This is a genomic window from Rathayibacter sp. VKM Ac-2928 (assembly GCF_022815545.1).
Lineage (GTDB): Bacteria > Actinomycetota > Actinomycetes > Actinomycetales > Microbacteriaceae > Rathayibacter > Rathayibacter festucae.
Genome location: NZ_JALGRU010000001.1, coordinates 1,530,154 through 1,550,431, shown reverse-complemented (window position 1 = coordinate 1,550,431; position 20,278 = coordinate 1,530,154). Strand labels below are relative to the sequence as shown.

Sequence of the window (20,278 nt, the reverse complement as noted above, 5' to 3'; positions counted from 1 at the left end):
CTTCCCAGCCCGCGAGCACCGTGATCGCGCTCCGCCGCGCCGCGGCCGGGGTGTCGTCCCTCGAACCTAGACTGATCGGATGGCCTCCACCGACTACTCCGCACGGCACCTCTCCGTCCTCGAGGGCCTCGAGGCGGTGCGCAAGCGTCCCGGCATGTACATCGGCTCGACGGACTCCCGCGGGCTGATGCACTGCCTCTGGGAGGTCATCGACAACTCCGTCGACGAGGCCCTCGCCGGCCACGGCACCGAGATCAGCGTGGTGCTGCACGAGGACGGCAGCGTCGAGGTCCGCGACCGCGCCCGCGGCATCCCGGTCGACATCGAGCCCAAGACCGGGCTCACCGGCGTCGAGGTCGTCTTCACCAAGCTGCACGCGGGCGGCAAGTTCGGCTCCGGCTCGTACGCCGCCTCGGGCGGCCTGCACGGCGTGGGCGCCTCGGTCGTGAACGCGCTGTCGGAGCGGCTGGATGTCGAGGTCGACCGCGACGGCCGCACCTACCGGATGTCCTTCCACCGCGGCGAGCCCGGCCGCTTCGCCGACTCGGGCGAGCCGACTCCGGACGCCCCGTTCTCGCCGTTCGAGAACGGCTCCGAGCTGGAGATCGTCGCCAAGGTGAAGAGGGGCGTCACCGGGACGCGGGTCCGCTACTGGGCGGACCGGCAGATCTTCACCAAGGGCGCCGCCTTCCAGACCGACGACCTGGTCACCCGGGCCCGGCAGACCGCCTTCCTGGTGCCGGGGCTCACGATCGACATCGTCGACGACCGCGAGGAGGAGCGCCGCGCCGAGATGTTCCGCTACGACGGCGGCATCTCGGAGTTCGTCGAGTTCCTCGCTCCGGACGCGGCCGTCACCGACGTGCTGCGGCTCACCGGCAGCGGCACCTTCACCGAGACCGTCCCGGTGCTCACCCCCGGCGGCGCGATGGTGCCGACCGAGGTCGAGCGCATCTGCGAGGTCGACATCGCGTTGCGCTGGGGCACCGGCTACGAGACGGTGCTGCGCAGCTTCGTCAACATCATCTCGACGCCCAAGGGCGGCACCCACCAGACCGGCTTCGAGCAGGGGCTGCTGAAGCTGCTCCGCGCGCAGGTCGAGGCGAACGCCCGCAAGCTCAAGGCCGGCTCGGACAAGCTGGAGAAGGACGACGCCCTCGCGGGGCTCACCGCGGTGCTGACCGTGCGCCTGCCCGAGCCGCAGTTCGAGGGCCAGACGAAGGAGGTCCTCGGCACGCCGGCGGTGCGCGCGATCGTCGCGCAGACGATCACCTCGACCCTCGGCGCCGTGTTCGCCTCGACGAAGCGCGAGGACAAGGCGCAGATGTCGCAGCTGCTCGAGAAGCTCGTCGCCGAGATGAAGTCGCGGATCTCGGCCCGCGCGCACAAGGAGACGCAGCGCCGCAAGAACGCGCTCGAGTCCTCCTCGCTGCCGGCCAAGCTCGTCGACTGCCGCAGCAACGACGTGGAGAACAGCGAGCTGTTCATCGTCGAGGGCGACTCGGCGCTGGGCACCGCGAAGCTCGCCCGCAACAGCGAGTACCAGGCGCTGCTGCCGATCCGCGGCAAGATCCTCAACGTGCAGAAGGCGAGCATCGCCGACATGCTCTCGAACACCGAGTGCGCCTCGATGATCCAGGTGATCGGGGCCGGGTCCGGTCGCTCCTTCGAGCTGCCGGCCGCGCGCTACGGGAAGATCATCCTGATGAGCGACGCCGACGTCGACGGCGCGCACATCCGCACGCTCCTGCTCACGCTGTTCTTCCGCTACATGCGGCCGCTGGTCGAGGCCGGCCGGGTCTTCGCCGCGGTGCCGCCGCTGCACCGCGTCGTGGTGATGAACTCCGGCAAGAAGCCGAACGAGACGATCTACACCTACTCCGAGAAGGAGCTGCAGGGCGTCCTCGCCGGGTTGTCGAAGGCGAACCGGCGCTACCAGGACCCGATCCAGCGCTACAAGGGCCTGGGCGAGATGGACGCCGACCAGCTCGCGCTGACCACGATGGACCGCTCGCGGCGGACGCTGCGCCGGGTCAAGGTGTCGGACGCCGAGAACGCCGGCCGGGTCTTCGAGCTGCTGATGGGCAACGAGGTGGCGCCGCGCAAGGACTTCATCGTCCGCGGCTCCGAGACGCTCTCGCGCGACCGCATCGACGTCTGAGGGTCGTCCCGCGCCGTGGTGGCGCGGGACGACGGCCTAGAACTGCTCGGGAGCCGCGCCGATGCTGGCGACCGGGGCCGCGAGGGCGACGCCGGAGCCGTCGCGCTTCATCCCGGAGTCCGGGAGCGCTGCGACGCTGCCGTCGGCCTCGAGCGCGTGCGCCGGGCCGGGGCCGACCCAGGCGACGCCGAGGGCGGTCTCGCCCTTGAGGAAGCGCTGGGCGCGGACGCCGCCGGTCGCGCGGCCCTTGGGCGGGAACTCCGAGAACGCCGACACCTTGGCGCTGCCGGTGTCGGTGCCGGTGAGGGCCCAGCTGTCGACGGCGACGGTCGCGACGACCGTCTCGTCGCGCTCGGACTCGGGGACGACCGCGAAGGAGACGACCTCGTCGGTCTCGCTGATCTTGACGCCCGCCATGCCCGCCGCGGTCCGGCCCTGCGGTCGGACGGCCGACGCGGAGAAGCGCAGCAGCTGGGCCTCGCCGGTGACGAAGACGAGCTCGTCCTCGTCGGCCGACGGCGCGGCGCCGACGACCGCGTCCTTCGGCCGCAGCGCGATCAGCTCGATGTCCGGCCGGTTCGGCAGGTCGCCGGGGGCGACGCGCTTGACCGTGCCCTGCAGGGTGCCCAGGGCGATCGGGCGGGGGTCGTCGAGGGCGACCAGGGCGAGGACGCGCTCGTCCTTCGCGAGGTGGCTGAGGTAGTCGCTCATCCGGACACCCGCGCCGAGCTGCACGGAGGAGGACGGGACGGCGGGTACGTCGACGGGGGAGAAGCGCAGCAGGCGGCCGGCGGTCGTCACCGCGCCGATCTCGGCGCGCGTGGTGGTGTCGATGGTGCTGAGGACCGCGTCGTGCTTGCTGCGCCGGGTCGCGCGCTCGGGGTGCGGCGCCGCGTCCGGGTCGCGGTCGATGCGGACCATCCGACCGGTGGTGCTCAGCAGCACCCGGCAGGGCAGGTCGGCGATCTCGAGCACGGCGGCGGCCTTCCGGCCGGTCGTGGCGACGGAGGGGCGCGCCTCGGTGAGCAGGGTGCGCCGGGGCGTGCCGAGGCGCTGCGCGACCTCGTCGAGCTCGTCGGAGACCAGCGCCTCCAGGCGGCTGCGACTGGCCAGCAGCTCCTCGAGCTCGGCGATCTCGGCGAGCAGCGTGTCGCGCTCGGTCTCGAGCTCGATGCGGGAGAACCTCGTCAGGCGGCGCAGCTGCAGCTCGAGGATGTACTCGGCCTGGATCGTGCTGAGGTCGAAGACCTCGATCAGCCGGGCCCGGGCGGCGGCGGTGTCGTCGCTCGCGCGGATCAGCTGGATGACCTCGTCGATGTCGAGGATCGCGATCAGCAGTCCCTCGACCAGGTGCAGCCGCTCCTGGCGCTTGCGCAGCCGGTAGCGGGAGCGCCGGGTCACCACGGTCAGGCGGTGGCCGACGTAGACCTGCAGCAGCTCCTTGAGGCCGAGCGTGCGGGGCTGGCCGTCGACGAGGGCGACGTTGTTGATCGAGAAGGCGTCCTCGAGCGGGGTGTAGCGGTACAGCTGCTCGAGCACCGCCTCCGGGCTGAAGCCGGTCTTGATCCCGATCACGAGGCGGAGGCCGTTGTCGCGGTCGGTGAGATCGGTGACATCGGCGATCCCGCTCAGCTTCTTGTTCTGGACGCCGTCCTTGATCTTGTCGATGACCTTCTCGGCGCCGACGAGGTAGGGCAGCTCGGTGACGACGAGGCCGGACTTCCGGGCGGTGATGCTCTCGACCGAGACGCGGGCGCGAGTCTTGAAGCTGCCGCGGCCGGTCGCGTAGGCGTCGCGGACGCCGGCGAGCCCGACGATCGTGCCGCCGCTGGGGAAGTCGGGGCCGGGGACGAACGACATCAGGTCGTCCAGCGAGGCGTCGGGGTGCGCGATCAGGTGCCGCGCCGCTCCGATGACCTCGATCAGGTTGTGCGGGGCCATGTTGGTGGCCATGCCGACCGCGATGCCGCTCGCACCGTTGACGAGGAGGTTCGGGAACGCCGCGGGGAGCACCTCGGGCTGGTCGTGCGAGTTGTCGTAGTTGGGGACGAAGTCGACGACGTCCTCGTCGAGGTGCTCGGTCATCGCCGTCGCCGCGGCAGCGAGGCGGGCCTCGGTGTAGCGGGCGGCGGCGGGGCCGTCGTCGAGCGAGCCGAAGTTGCCGTGACCGTCGACGAGCGGGACCCGGAGCGTGAACGGCTGCGCGAGGCGCACGAGCGAGTCGTAGATCGAGGCGTCGCCGTGCGGGTGCAGCTTGCCCATCACCTCGCCGACGACACGGGCAGACTTCACGTGGCCGCGATCGGGGCGCAGGCCCATCTCGCTCATCATGTAGAGGATGCGGCGCTGCACGGGCTTCAGGCCGTCGCGGGCGTCGGGCAGGGCGCGCGAGTAGATCACCGAGTAGGCGTACTCGAGGAACGACCCCTCCATCTCGGCCGAGACGTCGACGTCCTCGATGCGCTCGGTCAGGGAGGATCCGGAGGGAGGGGGTGCAGCGTTCATGTCTCACTTCGGTAGCGGGCGCGGGCACGGCGGGGCACGCTCCGCGGAGGGGCGCAGCGTGCGAAACTGGGCGCGATGACCCCCATGCTACCGGCCGTCCCCGCCGGGCGGCGGAGCCTCGCCGACGTCCTCCCCGGCGCTCTCGACGCCCTCCTCGGCCGATCGGGGACCTTCGGCTCGCCGCGCGTCGAGCGGATCGTCGTCGTCCTCGTCGACGGGCTCGGAGCGGCCAACCTGCGCCAGCGCGCCGGGCACGCCCGGACGCTCACGCCCGCGCTCACCAAGGCCACGACCCTCGCCTCCGGCTTCCCGACGACGACCGCGGCGGCCCTCGCCAGCCTCACCACGGGCCGGCGCCCGGGGGAGCACGGCATGGTCGGCTACCGCGTGCTCGACCGGGCTCACGACCGCCTGGTGAACCAGCTCTCCGGCTGGGACGAGCGGATGGTCCCGGAGCAGTGGCAGCCGCACCCCACCGTCTTCGAGCGCGCCGTCGAGGCGGGTGTCGCGGCGAGCGTCATCGGCGCCGCCCGCTACGCGCACTCGGGGCTCACCCGCGCGATCCTGCGCGGCGCCGAGTACCGGGTCGCCGGGGGAGTCGCCGAGCGCTTCGCCGCCGCGCGCGACCTGCTCGATCGCGGCGGCCGGCAGCTGGTCTACCTCTACGTCCCCGAGCTCGACATGACCGCGCACGCCCGCGGCTGGGAGTCGCCGGAGTGGACGACGGCCCTGGAGCAGCTCGACGGCGAGGTCGCGGGCTTCGTCCGCGGACTCTCCGGCCGCGAGGGCGTGCTCGTCACCGCCGACCACGGCGTGCTCGACGTCCCCGCCTCGTCGCACGTCCTCGTGCGCGATCCCGCGCTCCTCGAGGGCGTCCGCCACCTGGCCGGCGAGCCGCGCTGCCTGCAGCTGCACCTCGAGGCCGGGATCGATCCCGCGGCGGTCGCGGCGCGCTGGAGCGACGCGGAGGGCTCCCGCGCCTGGATCGCGACCCGCGACGAGGTCGCGGCGAGCGGCTGGTTCGGCGAGATCGGCGCCCCGGCGGCGGAGCGGATGGGCGACGTCTTCGTCGCCGCGCGGAAGGCGATCGCCTACTACTCGGCGGAGGACGCCTCCGGCCGGTCGATGATCGGCCAGCACGGCTCGCTCACCCCCGAGGAGACCCAGGTGCCGCTGCTCGGCTTCGGCGCGCTCTCCGGGATCTGAGTCCCGGGAGCGCGCTCGCCCTCTCAGGCGTCGACCGGTCAGGCGTCGACCGGTCAGTCGTCGCTGCGGGCCCCGAAGACGATCTCGTCCCAGCTCGGGATGGCGGCCCGGCCTCGGCGCATCGAGGTGCGTCCGCTCGCGGCGGGGTGCTCGGCGGCGGGTGCTGCGGGGCGCTCGGGCTCGGGGGCCTTCGGGGCGACGACCGCGGGGGCCTCCGGCTGCGGCTCCTCGCGCACCCGCGCCGAGGAGGCGTGGTCGCGCTCCCCGCGACGGCGCCGGAGCGCGTCGAGGAGATCAGCCGTGTCGTTGAGGTTGCGCTCGCGCTGCTCGGTCGTGCTGGTCACCGGGCGGGGGAGCGTGGAGACCGGACGCGGCGTGTCCGACAGGGCCGGCTGCGGCTCGGTGTCGGAGGGCCGGGAGGCGGCGGGACGGGAGTGCGGGAGGCGCGAGGGCCCCTGGCGCTCGGAGCCCGCACGCTCGGAGCCCGTGCGCTCGGGGCGCGACGGCTCCGCGGGCTTCGCGAACGCGTCGGTGTCGAACCGGGTCGCCAGCTCGTCGACCGCGGCGGGGATGACGGCGCGCAGGCGCGGGATGAGCGTCGGCCGGATCTCGCCCTGCTGGGAGAGCGTGGTCGCCTCGGCGGTGAGGGGGGAGAGGAGCGCCTTCTTGGGGTCGAAGCGCCAGCGGGCGTCGTGGTCGATCTCGTCGGAGCGGAAGAGCAGCTTGACGACCCAGCCCTCCTCCTCCTTCCAGCTCGACCACTGCTCGCCGTCGGCGCCGAGGGCGCCCAGGCGCTCGCGGATGACGTCGCCGAAGGGCGTGCCCTCCTCGAGCGGGTCGGGGTCGGCGCTGGTGTAGACGCGGACCGCCAGGGCGGAGGCGACGATGTGCTCGCGCTCGGCCGTGACCGGGCCCTCGAAGCGGGCGACGTAGTCGAGGTCGGCGCCGGTGAGCTCGGCGACCTCCTCGGCGGAGAGGCCCGAGCGGATGTGCGACTGGATCTCGCGGGGCGACACGCGCTTCTCCCGCGGGGGCAGCGAGTGCACGCGCGGGCGCAGCTGGCTCTGCAGCGTCTCGTCGATGCGGACGGAGAACCGCTCACCGCCGTCCGAGACGAGGACGAGCGATCCGCTCTCGACGCCGATCACCTTCAGTTCCATCATCGTGCTGGACCTCCTTCTGGCCGCGGACGAGCCCGTGCCTGCCGCGAACCGGCTCAGGATCGCACGCCGACGGGCCGTTCCCCGGGAATACCGCGGGCGGGTCGAAAGTTGGTGCGGAGGAGGGCGCGGCAGCGGCTGTCAAGACGCGTTCGAAGCGGTTTGCGCATCGATACTTCTTGATGCACACTGTCCCCGCCGATTTGTTGAACGACTGAATTTAAGAAGTGGATGGGAATGGCTACGGACTACGACGCCCCCCGCAAGACCGATGACGACTCCGAGTCGATCGAGGCCCTGAAGGAGCGAGTCCCCGACAAGATGTCCGGTGTCGTCGACGTCGATGACGCCGACAACCCGGGCGGATTCGAACTGCCCGGTGCCGATCTGTCCGACCTCGATCTGGACGTCGTGGTCCTTCCGCCGCAGGCGGACGAGTTCACGTGCGTCAGCTGCTTCCTGGTGAAGCACCGCTCGCAGATCGACCACGAGGAGAAGCTCGGCCCGATCTGCCTGGAGTGCGCCGCCTAGGCCTCTCCCGGCTCCGAAAGACCAGCGCCCCGTCGCCGTGATCCCTCCCGGATCGCGGCGACGACGTCGTTGGGGCGCCTGCTCGACAGCAGCCAGTACGGCGTCGGGTCGGCGGGGTCCTCGATCGGGACCCGGACGACGTCGCGCACCCAGCCGCGGATGACGAGGAACGCCCTGGCGTCCAATCGCGGTCCGCGCTGAGCGAACGCCCGCTCGCCGGTGAAGGCGACCGCGTCGCCCACCAGCTCGAGCGGGATGTGCGCCCGGCCCGCCCGCAGCTCGCCGTCGACGACCTCGATGGTCGGCGACGTGGCCAGCAGCGTGCCGACGGTGCCGCCGTAGAGCACCAGCGCGACGAGGAAGCCGACGGACAGGTTGATCGGCGCGAAGACCAGGATGCTGGCGGGGATCACGAGGGCGGTGGAGACGAAGAGCCAGGGCGCGGGCCACAGCCTCTCTCGGTAGGACGGCATGTCCCTATTGCATCAGACGATTGGTCTACCCTCGTCACGTGAACGAAACCGTCGACGTCCCGATCCGCGCGGACGAGGTCCCGTTCTACGCCCACCCCGGTGACGCCGGAGCCGATCTGCGCTCCACGGAGGAGCTCGTGCTCGCTCCCGGCGAGCGGGCGAGCGTCGGCACCGGGGTCTCGATCGCCCTGCCCGACGGTCACGTCGGCTTCGTCGTGCCGCGCAGCGGGCTGGCCTTCAAGCACGGCCTCACGATCGTGAACGCGCCCGGCACCATCGACGCCGGCTACCGCGGCGAGATCCGCGTGGCGCTCCTGAACACCGACGCCCGCGAGCCTTACCGCATCGCCGCGGGCGACCGGATCGCGCAGCTCGTCATCCTGCCCGTCGTCCGGGCCCGCTTCACCGCCGTCGAGGAGCTGCCGGACTCCGTCCGCGGCACCGGCGGCTTCGGCTCGACCGGCTACGCGACCGCAGCACCAGCAGACGCCCGCACCAACGAGGAGAACGCATGAGCGACATCCAGCCCGCCGGCACCGAGGACGCGGCCGTCGAGACCGCCGCGCAGGACTTCGAGAAGTCCGCGCCCGCCGACCGCGCGGAGGCCGGCCCGCTCGACGAGCGCGAGGCCAACCCGGTCCGCCCCTACATCGACCTCGGCGGGGTGAAGGTGCTGCCCCGCGAGGGCATGCACATCCGCCTCGAGGTCGAGGAGGCGACCAAGCGCGTCATCGCCGTCGGCCTCGACTACGCCGGGTCCACTCTCCAGGTGCAGCCGTTCGCGGCACCGCGGTCCTCGGGCCTCTGGCACGAGATCCGCGGGCAGATCGCCGAGCAGATCGGTCGCCAGGGCGGCAGCACCGAGGAGCGCGAGGGCGTCTTCGGCCCGGAGATCGTCGCGCAGCTCCCGCTGGCCGGCGGCGGCGTGCGCGTCGCGCGCTTCGTCGGCGTCGACGGTCCGCGCTGGTTCCTCCGCGGCGTGATCGCCGGCGCGGGGGCCACCGACGAGCAGGCCGCGGCCGCCGTCGAGGACCTCTTCCGCAGTGTCGTCGTGGTGCGCGGCTCCGGTCCGATGCCCCCGCGCGACCTCATCCCGCTCAAGATGCCGGACAGCGGCCAGACCCAGCAGAGCGCGAGCTGAGCGGGATGGGCGCCGAGGGCGACCCGCAGCCCGAGCGCGCCGATCAGCCCGAGCGGCCCGAGCGTGCTGTCCAGCCGGAGGTCGGCGAGGCGATCGCGAAGGCCGCCCGCCGCTCCGGACTCGGCGTCGTCGCCGACGGCGAGCCGTTCGACGGCCGTGCACTGCTCGGCTCGATGGGCGGTGTCCGCGGCATCCTCGAGGCCGTCGTGCCCGGGGTCGCCTTCGTCCTCCTCTTCACGATCACGGGCGAGCTCGTGCTCTCGCTGGTCGCCTCGGTCGGGATGGCCGTGCTGTTCACCGTCGCGCGGATCCTCGGGCGCACCCCGGTCATCCAGGCGGTCGGCGGTCTGCTCGGCGTCGTGATCTCGGCCGCCCTCGCGCTGATCACCGGCCGCGCGGTCGACAACTTCGTGCCCGGTCTGATCACCAACCTCATCTACGGCCTCGTCTTCCTGGTCTCGGTGCTCGCGCGCTGGCCCCTGATCGGCGTCGCGGCCGGCTACCTGATGGGCGACGGCACGGCCTGGCGGGACGACCGCCGGAAGCGCCGGCTCTTCTCGCTGCTGACGCTCGCCTGGGCGGCCCTGTTCTTCGTCCGGCTCGCGGTGCAGTACCCGCTCTTCCTCGCCGGCGACGCCACGGCCCTGGGCACCTGGAAGCTCGTGCTCGGCCTGCCCCTCTACGCGCCGCTGCTGGTGCTCACCGTCCTGGCCGTGCGCGCGGAGTACCGCGGCGCGGCGGAGCGGGACGAGGCGGCTCCGCCCGCCGAACGCGCGTAGAGTTGTCTCGACGTCAAGATAAATAGTTAGGTCCTCCTTGGTGGCGGGGCGCTGTGCGCGGTCGCCAAGATGGAGATGGATATGTGGGTGCGCCCGTCGGCGGAGCCCACGTCAGCGAAGGAGAGGGCGACGTGTCCGCGGTAGACAGCTTTGGATCGAAAGACAACCTGAAGGTCGGCTCGACCGACTACGAGGTGTTCCGCATCGACCGGGTCCCCGGTCACGAGAAGCTCCCGTTCAGCCTGAAGGTGCTGCTCGAGAACCTGCTCCGCACGGAGGACGGCGCCAACATCACGGCCGATCACATCCGCGCCCTGGGCGAGTGGGTCCCGGAGTCGGAGCCCGACACCGAGATCCAGTTCACGCCCGCGCGCGTCGTGATGCAGGACTTCACCGGTGTGCCCTGCATCGTCGACCTCGCCACCATGCGCGAGGCCGTCGCGGCCCTCGGTGGAGACGCGAACAGGATCAACCCGCTCGCGCCCGCCGAGATGGTCATCGACCACTCGGTCATCGCTGACCTCTTCGGCACCCCCGACGCCCTCGAGCGCAACGTCGAGCTCGAGTACGAGCGGAACGGCGAGCGCTACCAGTTCCTCCGCTGGGGCCAGACCGCGTTCGACGACTTCAAGGTCGTCCCGCCCGGAACCGGCATCGTCCACCAGGTCAACATCGAGTACCTGGCCCGCGTCACGATGACCCGCGAGGTCGGCGGCGTCCTCCGCGCCTACCCCGACACCTGCGTCGGCACCGACTCGCACACCACCATGGTGAACGGCCTCGGCGTGCTCGGCTGGGGCGTCGGCGGCATCGAGGCCGAGGCGGCCATGCTCGGCCAGCCCGTCTCGATGCTCATCCCCAAGGTCGTCGGCTTCAAGCTCTCCGGTGCCATCCCGGCCGGCGTGACCGCCACCGACGTCGTCCTGACGATCACCGAGATGCTGCGCAAGCACGGCGTCGTCGGCAAGTTCGTCGAGTTCTACGGCGCCGGCGTCGCCCAGGTGCCCCTCGCCAACCGCGCCACCATCGGCAACATGAGCCCCGAGTTCGGCTCCACCGCCGCGATGTTCCCCATCGACGACGTGACCCTCGACTACCTGCGCCTCACCGGCCGCAGCGACGAGCAGATCGCCCTGGTCGAGCAGTACTCCAAGCTGCAGAAGCTCTGGCACGACCCCGCGGTCGAGCCGGTCTTCAGCGAGTACCTCGAGCTGGACCTCAGCACGGTCGTCCCCTCGATCGCCGGGCCGAAGCGCCCGCAGGACCGCATCGAGCTCACCTCGGCGAAGACGCAGTTCGAGTCGGACCTCAACAACTACACCGACGTCACCCACGACATCGTCGACCTCACCCTCGCCGAGTCGTTCCCCGCGTCGGACCCGGGCGAGCTCCAGCCGCAGGACGAGTACAGCTCGCACTCGCACACCCACCGCTCGCACGCGCCGACCACCGCGTCGAAGCCGACGACCGTCGAGCTGGGCGAGGGCCACGAGAGCTTCACGATCGACCACGGCGCCGTCGCGATCGCGGCGATCACCTCCTGCACCAACACGTCGAACCCCTCGGTGATGCTCGCGGCCGGCCTGCTGGCCCGCAACGCCGCGCAGAAGGGCCTCAAGGCCAAGCCGTGGGTCAAGACCACGCTGGCGCCTGGCTCGAAGGTCGTCACCGACTACTACGAGAAGGCCGGGCTCACCGAGTCGCTCGAGGCCCTCGGCTTCTTCACCGTCGGCTACGGCTGCACCACCTGCATCGGCAACTCCGGCCCGCTGCTCGAGGAGATCTCGACCGCGGTGCAGGAGAACGACCTCGCCGTCACGGCCGTCCTCTCGGGCAACCGCAACTTCGAGGGCCGCATCAACCCCGACGTGAAGATGAACTACCTGGCGAGCCCGCCGCTCGTCATCGCCTACGCCCTCGCCGGCTCGATGAACTTCGACTTCGAGGTCGACGCCCTGGGCACCGACACCGACGGCAACGACGTCTTCCTCAAGGACATCTGGCCCGACGCGGCCGAGGTCCAGGCGACGATCGACTCCTCGATCGACAAGTCGATGTTCGACACGCAGTACGCCGGCGTGTTCGACGGCGACGAGCGCTGGCGCTCGCTGCAGACCCCCGAGGGCTCGATCTTCGAGTGGGACGAGGACTCCACCTACGTGCGGAAGCCCCCGTACTTCGACGGCATGACGATGGAGACGACTCCGGTCACCGACATCGCCGACGCCCGCGTGCTCGCCAAGCTGGGCGACTCGGTCACCACCGACCACATCAGCCCCGCCGGCTCGATCAAGGCCGACAGCCCGGCCGGTCAGTACCTCGCCGAGCACAGCGTGGACCGCAAGGACTACAACTCCTACGGCTCGCGCCGCGGCAACCACGAGGTGATGATCCGCGGCACGTTCGCGAACATCCGCCTGCGCAACCAGCTCCTGGACAACGTGGAGGGCGGCTACACCCGCGACTTCACGCAGGAGGGCGGCCCGCAGTCGTTCATCTACGACGCGTCGCAGAACTACCAGGCGCAGGGCACCCCGCTGGTGATCCTCGGCGGCAAGGAGTACGGCTCCGGCTCGTCGCGCGACTGGGCGGCGAAGGGCACCAGCCTCCTGGGCGTCAAGGCGGTCATCGTCGAGAGCTTCGAGCGGATCCACCGCTCGAACCTGATCGGCATGGGCGTCGTCCCGCTGCAGTTCCCGCAGGGCGAGACCTGGGCCTCGCTCGGGCTCGACGGCACCGAGTCGATCAGCATCTCGGGCATCGAGGCGCTGAACGAGGGCGTGACCCCGAAGACGGTCCACGTCGTCGCCTCGCCGACGTCCGACTCGCCCGAGGGCAAGCAGCCGATCGAGTTCGACGCGGTCGTCCGCATCGACACCCCCGGTGAGGCGGACTACTACCGCAACGGCGGGATCCTGCAGTACGTGCTGCGCTCCCTGGTCTGATTCCGAGCAGATCTGCGCGCCTCCCTGCAAGCCGGGGAGGCGCGCACCTGTTCCACCGGACCCCGTGCGTAGACTCGGGAGACGTCCACACCCCTCAGACATCCCCCGGAAAGGCGGCGCGAATGGCTGTTCTCGAGACCATCTCCGGACCGCGCGACCTCGACCGCCTGACCCGGACCGAGCTCGAGACGCTGGCGCTGGAGATCCGCGACTTCCTCGTGCGCGAGGTGTCCAAGACCGGCGGCCACCTCGGCCCGAACCTCGGCGTCGTCGAGACGACCATCGCGATCCACCGGGTCTTCGACTCGCCGCACGACGCGATCATCTTCGACACGGGGCACCAGTCCTACGTGCACAAGCTGCTGACCGGCCGCCAGGACTTCTCCGGCCTCCGCCAGCGCGGCGGTCTCGCCGGCTACCCGCAGCGCTCCGAGTCGCCGCACGACATCGTCGAGAGCTCGCACGCGTCCAGCTCGCTGTCCTGGGCGGACGGCATCTCCCGCGCCTTCACGATGACCGGTCAGACCGACCGCCACGTGGTCGCCGTCGTCGGCGACGGCGCGCTCACCGGCGGGATGACATGGGAGGCGCTGAACAACATCAGCGACGACAACTCCCGCGGGCTCGTCATCGTCGTCAACGACAACGGCCGCTCCTACGCCCCGACCATCGGCGGCATGGCGCGCTTCCTCAACGGCGTCCGCACCCGGCGCACCTACCGCACGCTGCACCGCGGCTCCCGCGCCGTCTCCGAGCGCCTGGGCGGCCCCGCAGCGGCGGTCTACCGCGGTGTGCGCGGTGGCCTGCACGGCTTCCTCAGCCGCTTCATCAACAACGAGGCGCTGTACTCCAACCTCGACATCAAGTACCTCGGCCCGATCGACGGACACGACCTCACCGCGATGGAGGAGGCGCTCCAGCAGGCGAAGGACTACGGCACGCCCGTGATCGTGCACGCGATCACGCAGAAGGGCAAGGGCTTCGAGCCCGCCGTCCAGGACCTCGCCGACCAGTTCCACGCGGTCGGCCAGATCGATCCCGAGACCGGCGAGCCGCTGAGCGCGAGCGGCGCCCGCTCCTGGACCTCGGTCTTCGCGGAGGAGATCGTCACCCTCGCGGACGAGGACCCGACGATCGTCGGCATCACCGCCGCCATGCTCCGCCCGGTCGGCCTCGACCGCCTCGCCGAGAAGTACCCGGACCGCGTGTTCGACGTCGGCATCGCCGAGCAGCACGCCGTGACCTCGGCCGCCGGCCTCGCATTCGGCGGTCTGCACCCGGTCGTCGCGCTCTACGCGACCTTCGTCAACCGCGCCTTCGACCAGGTGCTGATGGACGTGGCGCTGCACCGCGCCGGTGTCACCTTCGTGCTCGACCGCGCCGGGGTCACCGGCCCCGACGGTCCGAGCCACCACGGCATGTGGGACCTCGCGATCCTCCAGGTCGTCCCGAACATCCGCCTCGCCGCGCCCCGCGACTCCGTCAGGCTGCGCGAGGAGTTGCGCGAGGCCGTCGGCGTGAAGGACGCCCCCACGGTCGTGCGCTTCTCCAAGGGCAACGTCGGCGACGAGATCGACGCGCTCGAGCGCCTCGACGACGGCGTCGACGTGCTGCTGCGCTCCGAGCGCCAGGACGTGCTGATCGTGACCGTCGGCCCGATGGCCGCGATGGGCCTCGACGTCGCGCAGCGGCTCGCCGCGCAGGGCATCGGCGCCACCGTCGTCGACCCGCGCTGGGTCGTGCCGGTGCCGCGCAGCGTCATCGACCTCGCCGCCGAGCACCGCCTCGTGATCTCGATCGAGGACGGCGTCCGCGTCGGCGGCATCGGCACCCGGATCCGCCAGGACCTCCGCGAGGCCGGCGTCGACACGGCCGTCACCGAGCTGGGGCTGCCGGACCAGTTCCTCGACCACGCCAAGCGCGAGGAGATCCTCGAGGACGTCGGACTGACTCCGCAGCACATCGCCCGCGACGTCGTCGCCCAGGTGCTCGGCAGCAAGATCCCGGTCGCGCGCCCGCTGCCCGAAGAGGTCGCGGCGCACGACGACGCGCGCAAGGACTGAGTGCTCGAGGACTGAGCACGCTCCACGCACGAGAGAGGGCGCCCACCGGACCGGTGGGCGCCCTCCAGCGTTCCTGCGGTTACTCGACCCCGCGGATGGCCGGGTCGTGGAACGTGCCGCCGAAGGCGCGCTCGCTCGCGCCGACGCGGTCGAGGTAGGGCGTCAGGCCGCCCATCTGGAACGGGTAGCCGGCGCCGAGGATGAGGCAGAGGTCGATGTCCTCCGCGGCGTGCACGACGTCGTCGTCCAGCATCCGCTTCACCTCGTCGGCGAGGCCGGTCTCGACGCGCAGCCGCAGCTCCTCGGCGGTCATCGGGTCGGAGCCGCCCTGGACGATGGCGACGGCGCGCTTGTCCACGCCCTTCACCCGGCCCTTGGCGTCGCGCTCGAAGACGTGGCCGAGCTCCGCCAGGCGGTGCAGGTTCGCGCTGTCGTAGAAGCGGTCCGGGAAGGCGGCGTGGTGGGTGTCGAGCACGTGCGCGCCGACCTTGAGTCCGACGAGCTCGAGCAGCTCGAACGGCGTCATCGGCAGGCCGAACGGCTCGAGCGAGGCCTCGACGACCTCGAACGGGGTGCCGGTGTCGACGGCGTGCATCGCCTCGCCGAGCACCTTCGCCAGGACGCGGTTGACCACGAAGCCCGGGGTGTCGCGGGTGATGACGGCGTTCTTCTTCAGCTTCGCCGCCGTGACCATCGCGGTCGACAGCGTCTCGTCGTCGGTCTGCGGCGTGTTCACGACCTCGATCAGCGGCATCACCGCGACCGGGTTGAAGAAGTGGAAGCCGACGAGGCGCTCCGGGTGCTGCAGCCGCTCGCCGATCCGCTCGACCGAGAGCGACGAGGTGTTCGTCGCGAGGACGGCGGTGGGGGACACGTAGCGCTCGATGTCGGCGAAGACCTCCTGCTTGACGGAGAGCTCCTCGAAGACGGCCTCGATGACCCAGTCGGCGTCGGCGAAGTCGGCGCGGTCGGTGGTGCCGGTGACGAGACCACGGAGGCGGTTCGCGTCGTCCGGCGAGAGGCGGCCCTTGGCGAGCAGGGTGTCGATCTCGCCGACGATGCTCGCGACGCCGCGGTCCACCCGCTCCTGGTCGAGGTCGGTGATGACCACCGGCACCTGGAGGCGGCGGACGAAGAGCAGCGCGAACTGCGTGGCCATGAGACCCGCGCCGATGACGCCGACCTTGGTGACCGGCTTGGCGAGGCTCTTGTCCGGCGCGCCGGCGGGGCGCTTGGCCCGCTTCTGCACCAGGTCGAAGGCGTAGATGCTCGCGCGGAACTGATCCCCGGAGACGAGGTCGGCCAGGGCCTCGTCCTCGGCGGCGAAGCCCTCCTCGCGGGTGCTGCTCTTGGCGGCCTTCAGCAGGTCGAGCGCGCGGTAGGGCGACGCGGCGACGGTGCCGATCTTCGACTCGAGCTGCTTGCGGGCGATCGCGATCGCGGCGTCCCACTTGACCAGCCGCTCGATCTTCCCGGGCACGTTCGGCCGCTTGACCTCGACGGTCCCGCCGAGGACGCCGTCGGCCCAGACCAGCGAGTTCTCGAGGAAGCTCGCGGAGGGGAAGATCGCGTCGGCGATGCCGAGGTCGAAGACGTCCTGGCCCTTGAGGGTCCGGTTGTTCTTCAGCGGGTTCTCGACGATCACCTTGAGCGCGTTCTCGATGCCGATCAGGTTCGGCAGCAGCCAGGCGCCGCCCCAGCCGGGGATGATGCCGAGGAAGACCTCGGGCAGCCCGAGCGCGGGGATCGAGGCGTCGACGGTCCGGTAGTCGGCGTTCAGCGCGATCTCGGTGCCGCCGCCGAGCGCGAGCCCGTTGATGAAGACGAACGAGGGAACGCCGAGCTCGAACAGCAGGCCGAGGGTCGTGTGGCCCAGGCGCGCCAGCTGGCGGCCGATCTCGTGGCTCGGGATGCTGCCGACCTTGCTGAGGTCGGCGCCGGCGGCGAGGATGAACGGCTTGCCCGTCACTCCGACCGCCTGGATCTCACCGGCCTTCGCGCGCGCCTGCTGGGCGAGCAGCACGTCGGCCAGCTCGAACAGCCCGGCGGGGCCGAAGGTGCTCGGCCGGGTGTGGTCGCGGTCGTTGTCGAGCGTGATCAGCGCCAGGACGCGGCCGCTGGGGAGCGGGACGTCGCGGACGTAGGAGTGGGTGACGACCTCGCCCTCGGCGAGTTCGACCAGGTCCTCGAATCCTTCGAGCATGGGTCAGCGTCCCTTCCGTCGTGCGCGCTTGCCGTCGAAGTGCGGGTTCTCCCAGATGACCGAGCCGCCCTGGCCGAGACCGACGCACATCGCGGTCAGGCCGTAGCGGACCTCGGGGTGCGCCTCGAACTGGTGGGCGAGCTGGATCATCAGCCGGACGCCCGACGAGGCGAGCGGGTGGCCGATCGCGATCGCGCCGCCGTACTCGTTGACCCGCGGGTCGTCGTCGTCGATGCCGAAGTGGTCGAGGAAGGAGAGCACCTGCACGGCGAACGCCTCGTTGAGCTCGAAGAGGCCGATGTCCTCGATGCCGAGCCCGGCCTTCTTCAGCGCCTTCTCGGTCGAGGGCACCGGACCGATGCCCATGATCTCGGGCTCGACGCCGGCGAAGGCGAAGCTGACCAGGCGCATCTTCTCGGGCAGGCCCAGCTCCTTCGCGGCGTCGGCGCTGGCGAGCAGCGAGACGGCGGCGCCGTCGTTGAGACCGGAGGAGTTGCCGGCGGTGACCCGGCCGTGCGGGCGGAACGGGGTGCGCAGATTCGCCAGCCCCTCGAGCGTGGTCTCGGGGCGGGGCGCCTCGTCGGCGGTGGCGAGGCCCCAGCCGGCAGCGCTGCGGGTGGCGACCGGGACGAGATCGGGCTGGATGTCGCCGTTGCGGTAGGCCTCGGCCAGCTTCTGCTGGCTGCGCAGGGCGTAGTGGTCGGAGCGGCTCTTGGTGAGCTGCGGGAAGCGGTCGTGGATCTTCTCCGCGGTCTTGCCCATGTTGAGGGCCTCCTCGCCGACCAGGCGCTCGGAGAGGAAGCGCGGGTTGGGGTCGGCGTTGAAGCCCATCGGGTGGCGGCCCATGTGCTCGACGCCGCCGGCGATCACGACGTCGTAGGCGCCGAAGGCGATGCCGCCGGCGGTCGTGGTGACCGAGGTCATCGCTCCCGCGCACATCCGGTCGATCGCGTAGCCGGGGACCGAGCGCGGCAGGCCCGCGAGGAGCGCGGCGGTGCGGCCGAGGGTCAGGCCCTGGTCGCCCTGCTGGGTGGTCGCGGCGATGGCGACCTCGTCCACGCGCTCCTTGGGCAGGGCGGTGTTGCGCTCCAGCAGACCGATCATGGCCTTGACGACGAGGTCGTCGGCCCGGGTCTGCCAGTACATGCCCTTCTCACCGGCTCGCCCGAACGGAGTACGGACTCCGTCGACGAACACGACTTCGGATCTCTCGGCCACAGTGCCTCCTGAAAACGGGACGCCCTCTCGGAAACCGGACGTCGTTCCGATCGTAGGAAGGCGGCGACGGGCGCCGGAATCCTTTGCTTCTTCCTACGAAGCGGGTTCCGTGCCCTCGACGGGTGCTTGCCCGGCTTCCACAAACGCGGTGGCGAGCGAGCCGGCGGTCGCGTCGATCTGCCAGGAGCGGGCACCGGCGCGCTCCAGCTCGGCGGCGACGGAGTCCCGGTCGAGCGGCTCCGGCGGGTTCCAGGCGAGGCGGCGGACCAGCTCGGGCGTGAGCAGGTTCTCGACCGGGAGCGAGAGCAGCTCGGCGATCTCGCCGACGACGGCGCGGGCGGCCTTCAGCCTGGCGTCGGCGGCCGGGTTGCGGTCGCCCCAGGCGCGCGGCGGCGGCAGGGTGTCGGCGGCGGGACGGACGGGGCCGGGCAGGTCCTCGGTGCTCTGACCGCGCTCGATCGCGGCCCACCAGCGCTCGACCTCGCCGCGGCTGGCGCGGCCGGTGAAGTCGCGGCGGCCGGAGAGCTGGCCGAGGCTCGTGGGGACGTTGCGCGACACGGCGATGATCGAGGAGTCGGGGATCAGCCGGCCGGGCGCGATGTCGCGCTCGCGTGCGAAGGCGTCGCGGGTCAGCCAGAGCTCGCGGGCGATGGCGAGGGCGCGGGGCCCGCGCAGGGCGTGCATGCCGGAGAGGCGGCGCCACGGCTCGGCCGGGACCGGCTTGGGCTGCCGTGCCAGGGTCGCCTCGAACTCCTCGCGGGCGATCCGGGTCTTGCGGGCCTCGACGAGCATCTCGGCCATCCGGTCGCGCAGGTCGGGCAGCAGCTCGACGTCCTTCGCGGCGTAGACCAGCCAGCTCTGGGGGAGGGGGCGGGTCGACCAGTCGGCGGCCGAGTGCTCCTTGGCGAGGTGGATGCCGAGCAGGTCCTCGACGACGGCGCCGAGACCGACCTTGGGCAGGCCGAGCAGGCGGGCGGCGAGCTCGGTGTCGAAGATGCGCACCGGGTCGAGGCCGACCTCGCGCAGGCAGGCGAGGTCCTGGCTGGCGGCGTGCAGGATCCACTCCTCCTCGCCGATCACGGCCTGGAGGGCGTCCATCCGGCCGATCGCGGGCGGGTCGAAGAGGAACGCTCCGGCGCCGCGGCGGTAGACCTGGATCAGGTACGCGCGCTGCGAGTAGGTGAAGCCGGAGGCGCGCTCGGCGTCGACGGCGACGGGACCCTCGCCGGCGGCGAGGGCGTCGACCGCGGCGAGGAACTCGTCGGGGGTGGAGAGGACACGGTAATCAGTCACGGTTGTTCCGTCGGAAGGCGAGCGAGGTCACACCGTCGCCCGATACGGGCGGGAGGCCCGCGAGCATGCACAACAGCTCCCCCCAGCCTTCCACGTGGGGAGCGAGCTGCGCATCCTCGGGGCTCCAGGAGGCCCGGATCTCGATCTGCGCGCCGTCGCCCTGGGCGGCCAGCTCGCCGAATCCGGTGGAGAGGACCTTGGTCGCGGTGCCGGAGGCGGCGGTGTAGAAGGCGCCGCGGACCTCGAGCGCGTCCATCAGCCAGGACCACGCGACCTCGGCGAGGAAGGGATCGGTGCCGATCTCGATCTCGAGCGGGGCCTGGGCGAAGCAGACGACGCGGAACGGGCCGCCCCACTGCTCCGGCTCCTCGGGGTCGTAGAGCAGGATGAAGCGCCCGGTGCCCAGCTCGGAGTCGCGGCCGTGGGCGCGCGGCGAGACGTCGCCGGAGAGGGCGACGGCGTAGGGCGCGAGCCCGGCCGGCGAGGCGATCTCGGAGACGGTGAGCTCGGAGCGGGTCGTCGCCCGGCGCAGGGAGTCGACCGCGGCGCGGAACTCCTCCGGGAGCTGGGACGGCGCTGGGAATTCGGGCACGCTCGCAG

Annotated in this window: 15 protein-coding genes; 8 read left to right on the top strand and 7 right to left on the bottom strand. The window is 71.6% G+C overall.

Features of this window, described 5'->3' with window-relative positions:
- Positions 1–79 precede the first annotated feature (79 nt).
- Positions 80–2,161 carry a type IIA DNA topoisomerase subunit B gene (locus MT350_RS07145; RefSeq protein WP_243599189.1) on the top strand — a complete coding sequence of 694 codons (2,082 nt, stop codon included), beginning with the start codon at positions 80–82 and terminating at the stop codon, positions 2,159–2,161.
- A gap of 36 nt (positions 2,162–2,197) precedes the next feature.
- On the opposite strand, the gene MT350_RS07140 is transcribed toward MT350_RS07145, so the two are convergent.
- The gene (locus MT350_RS07140; RefSeq protein ID WP_160089153.1) at positions 2,198–4,666 is read right to left on the bottom strand and encodes a DNA topoisomerase (ATP-hydrolyzing) subunit A; all 2,469 of its coding nucleotides are present in this window, start codon (positions 4,664–4,666) and stop codon (positions 2,198–2,200) included.
- A 75-nt stretch (positions 4,667–4,741) separates the two neighbouring features.
- On the opposite strand from MT350_RS07140, the gene MT350_RS07135 reads away from it, so the two are divergent.
- Entirely contained in the window at positions 4,742–5,872 is a 1,131-nt protein-coding gene (locus MT350_RS07135) for an alkaline phosphatase family protein (RefSeq protein WP_243599191.1), read from the top strand.
- Between the two features lie 53 nt (positions 5,873–5,925).
- Here the strand turns inward: MT350_RS07135 and sepH are convergent, their stop codons facing one another.
- Complete coding sequence (gene sepH / locus MT350_RS07130; protein ID WP_243599192.1) at positions 5,926–7,035, bottom strand: septation protein SepH; 1,110 nt, start codon at positions 7,033–7,035, stop codon at positions 5,926–5,928.
- Between the two features lie 234 nt (positions 7,036–7,269).
- Between sepH and MT350_RS07125 the strand changes: the two genes are divergently transcribed.
- Positions 7,270–7,563 (top strand): DUF4193 domain-containing protein, encoded by a 294-nt coding sequence (locus MT350_RS07125; protein ID WP_055792269.1) that lies wholly within the window; start codon positions 7,270–7,272, stop codon positions 7,561–7,563.
- On the opposite strand, the gene MT350_RS07120 is transcribed toward MT350_RS07125, so the two are convergent.
- Positions 7,560–8,036, bottom strand: a complete 477-nt coding sequence (locus MT350_RS07120) for a DUF3093 domain-containing protein (protein WP_123445856.1) — start codon at positions 8,034–8,036, stop codon at positions 7,560–7,562. The genes MT350_RS07125 and MT350_RS07120 overlap by 4 nt on opposite strands.
- A 38-nt stretch (positions 8,037–8,074) precedes the next feature.
- Here MT350_RS07120 and dut point away from each other — a divergent pair, with 38 nt between their 5' ends.
- From dut to dxs, 5 genes are all read left to right on the top strand, one after another.
- Complete coding sequence (gene dut / locus MT350_RS07115) at positions 8,075–8,551, top strand: dUTP diphosphatase (protein ID WP_123445857.1); 477 nt, start codon at positions 8,075–8,077, stop codon at positions 8,549–8,551.
- Positions 8,548–9,177, top strand: a complete 630-nt coding sequence (locus tag MT350_RS07110) for a DUF3710 domain-containing protein (RefSeq protein ID WP_123445858.1) — start codon at positions 8,548–8,550, stop codon at positions 9,175–9,177. The genes dut and MT350_RS07110 overlap by 4 nt, the downstream gene beginning before the upstream one ends.
- Before the next feature lie 5 nt (positions 9,178–9,182).
- A complete protein-coding gene (locus tag MT350_RS07105; RefSeq protein WP_243599193.1) occupies positions 9,183–9,956 on the top strand; it encodes a DUF3159 domain-containing protein in 774 nt (257 codons plus the stop codon).
- Between the two features lie 131 nt (positions 9,957–10,087).
- Positions 10,088–12,901 carry an aconitate hydratase AcnA gene (acnA, locus tag MT350_RS07100; protein ID WP_123445860.1) on the top strand — a complete coding sequence of 938 codons (2,814 nt, stop codon included), beginning with the start codon at positions 10,088–10,090 and terminating at the stop codon, positions 12,899–12,901.
- 122 nt (positions 12,902–13,023) lie between these two features.
- The gene (gene dxs, locus MT350_RS07095) at positions 13,024–14,964 is read left to right on the top strand and encodes a 1-deoxy-D-xylulose-5-phosphate synthase (RefSeq protein ID WP_123703583.1); all 1,941 of its coding nucleotides are present in this window, start codon (positions 13,024–13,026) and stop codon (positions 14,962–14,964) included.
- 79 nt (positions 14,965–15,043) lie between these two features.
- Here the strand turns inward: dxs and MT350_RS07090 are convergent, their stop codons facing one another.
- The 4 genes from MT350_RS07090 to MT350_RS07075 form a co-directional block, all read right to left on the bottom strand.
- On the bottom strand, positions 15,044–17,167 hold the full coding sequence (locus tag MT350_RS07090) for a 3-hydroxyacyl-CoA dehydrogenase NAD-binding domain-containing protein (protein ID WP_243615610.1): 2,124 nt from the start codon (positions 17,165–17,167) through the stop codon (positions 15,044–15,046).
- 3 nt (positions 17,168–17,170) lie between these two features.
- Positions 17,171–18,385 (bottom strand): thiolase family protein, encoded by a 1,215-nt coding sequence (locus MT350_RS07085; protein WP_243599195.1) that lies wholly within the window; start codon positions 18,383–18,385, stop codon positions 17,171–17,173.
- Between the two features lie 93 nt (positions 18,386–18,478).
- Positions 18,479–19,678, bottom strand: coding sequence for a ribonuclease D (locus MT350_RS07080; protein WP_123445864.1), 1,200 nt, complete (start codon positions 19,676–19,678; stop codon positions 18,479–18,481).
- Positions 19,671–20,270 carry a DUF3000 domain-containing protein gene (locus MT350_RS07075; protein WP_123445865.1) on the bottom strand — a complete coding sequence of 200 codons (600 nt, stop codon included), beginning with the start codon at positions 20,268–20,270 and terminating at the stop codon, positions 19,671–19,673. Before MT350_RS07075 ends, MT350_RS07080 begins: the two co-directional genes overlap by 8 nt.
- Between the last annotated feature and the right edge of the window lie 8 nt (positions 20,271–20,278).

Bases quoted from the DNA above. Each gene is read 5' to 3' on its own strand.
- MT350_RS07140 (WP_160089153.1), bottom strand. From the start codon at position 4,666: ATGAACGCTGCACCCCCTCCCTCCGGATCCTCCCTGACCGAGCGCATC.
- MT350_RS07110 (WP_123445858.1), top strand. From the start codon at position 8,548: ATGAGCGACATCCAGCCCGCCGGCACCGAGGACGCGGCCGTCGAGACC.
- sepH (WP_243599192.1), bottom strand. From the start codon at position 7,035: ATGATGGAACTGAAGGTGATCGGCGTCGAGAGCGGATCGCTCGTCCTC.
- MT350_RS07125 (WP_055792269.1), top strand. From the start codon at position 7,270: ATGGCTACGGACTACGACGCCCCCCGCAAGACCGATGACGACTCCGAG.
- MT350_RS07120 (WP_123445856.1), bottom strand. From the start codon at position 8,036: ATGCCGTCCTACCGAGAGAGGCTGTGGCCCGCGCCCTGGCTCTTCGTC.
- dxs (WP_123703583.1), top strand. From the start codon at position 13,024: ATGGCTGTTCTCGAGACCATCTCCGGACCGCGCGACCTCGACCGCCTG.
- MT350_RS07135 (WP_243599191.1), top strand. From the start codon at position 4,742: ATGACCCCCATGCTACCGGCCGTCCCCGCCGGGCGGCGGAGCCTCGCC.
- MT350_RS07145 (WP_243599189.1), top strand. From the start codon at position 80: ATGGCCTCCACCGACTACTCCGCACGGCACCTCTCCGTCCTCGAGGGC.
- MT350_RS07090 (WP_243615610.1), bottom strand. From the start codon at position 17,167: ATGCTCGAAGGATTCGAGGACCTGGTCGAACTCGCCGAGGGCGAGGTC.
- MT350_RS07105 (WP_243599193.1), top strand. From the start codon at position 9,183: ATGGGCGCCGAGGGCGACCCGCAGCCCGAGCGCGCCGATCAGCCCGAG.